Below are 1,480 nucleotides of genomic sequence, written 5' to 3'. Positions count from 1 at the left end.
GAAAGCTCTATCTCTAGTGCTTTCCTTCGGGACAGAGGTGACAGGTGGTGCATGGTTGTCGTCAGCTCGTGTCGTGAGATGTTGGGTTAAGTCCCGCAACGAGCGCAACCCCTATTGTTAGTTGCCATCATTTAGTTGGGCACTCTAGCGAGACTGCCGGTAATAAACCGGAGGAAGGTGGGGATGACGTCAAATCATCATGCCCCTTATGACCTGGGCTACACACGTGCTACAATGGCTGGTACAACGAGTCGCAAGCCGGTGACGGCAAGCTAATCTCTGAAAGCCAGTCTCAGTTCGGATTGTAGGCTGCAACTCGCCTACATGAAGTCGGAATCGCTAGTAATCGCGGATCAGCACGCCGCGGTGAATACGTTCCCGGGCCTTGTACACACCGCCCGTCACACCACGAGAGTTTGTAACACCCGAAGTCGGTGAGGTAACCTTTTAGGAGCCAGCCGCCTAAGGTGGGATAGATGATTGGGGTGAAGTCGTAACAAGGTAGCCGTATCGGAAGGTGCGGCTGGATCACCTCCTTTCTAAGGATAAGGAACTGCACATTGGTCTTGTTTAGTCTTGAGAGGTCTTGTGGGGCCTTAGCTCAGCTGGGAGAGCGCCTGCTTTGCACGCAGGAGGTCAGCGGTTCGATCCCGCTAGGCTCCATTGGTGAGAGATCACCAAGTAATGCACATTGAAAATTGAATATCTATATCAAATAGTAACAAGAAAATAAACCGAAACGCTGTAGTATTAAAAGAGTTTATGACTGAAAGGTCAAAAAATAAGGTTAAGTTAATAAGGGCGCACGGTGGATGCCTTGGCACTAGGAGCCGAAGAAGGACGTGACAAACGACGATATGCCTTGGGTAGCTGTAAGTAAGCGATGATCCAGGGATTTCCGAATGGGGGAACCCAACAGGTACTACCTGTTACCCACATCTGTTAAGGATGTGAGGAGGAAGACGCAGTGAACTGAAACATCTAAGTAGCTGCAGGAAGAGAAAGCAAAAGCGATTGCCTTAGTAGCGGCGAGCGAAACGGCAGGAGGGCAAACCGAAGAGTTTACTCTTCGGGGTTGTAGGACTGCAATGTGGACTCAAAGACTATAGAAGAATGATTTGGGAAGATCAGCCAAAGAGAGTAATAGCCTCGTATTTAAAATAGTCTTTGTACCTAGCAGTATCCTGAGTACGGCGGGACACGTGAAATCCCGTCGGAATCTGGGAGGACCATCTCCCAACCCTAAATACTCCCTAGTGACCGATAGTGAACCAGTACCGTGAGGGAAAGGTGAAAAGCACCCCGGGAGGGGAGTGAAATAGAACCTGAAACCGTGTGCCTACAACAAGTTCGAGCCCGTTAATGGGTGAGAGCGTGCCTTTTGTAGAATGAACCGGCGAGTTACGATATGATGCGAGGTTAAGTTGAAGAGACGGAGCCGCAGGGAAACCGAGTCTGAATAGGGCGCTTTAGTATCATG

General features: G+C 49.9%; 1 tRNA gene and 2 rRNA genes. All 3 read left to right on the top strand.

The annotated features are described in order from the left end of the window. Positions 1-539, top strand: a 16S ribosomal RNA gene (locus ABZ319_RS40400); the annotation flags it as partial. Between the two features lie 51 nt (positions 540-590). Further along, positions 591-663, top strand: a tRNA-Ala gene (locus ABZ319_RS40395). Between the two features lie 122 nt (positions 664-785). Continuing rightward, positions 786-1,480, top strand: a 23S ribosomal RNA gene (locus ABZ319_RS40390); the annotation flags it as partial.

Source organism: Nocardia sp. NPDC005978, assembly GCF_040614455.1.
GTDB lineage: Bacteria > Actinomycetota > Actinomycetes > Mycobacteriales > Mycobacteriaceae > Nocardia.
This window is presented reverse-complemented; position numbering and strand designations above follow the sequence as displayed.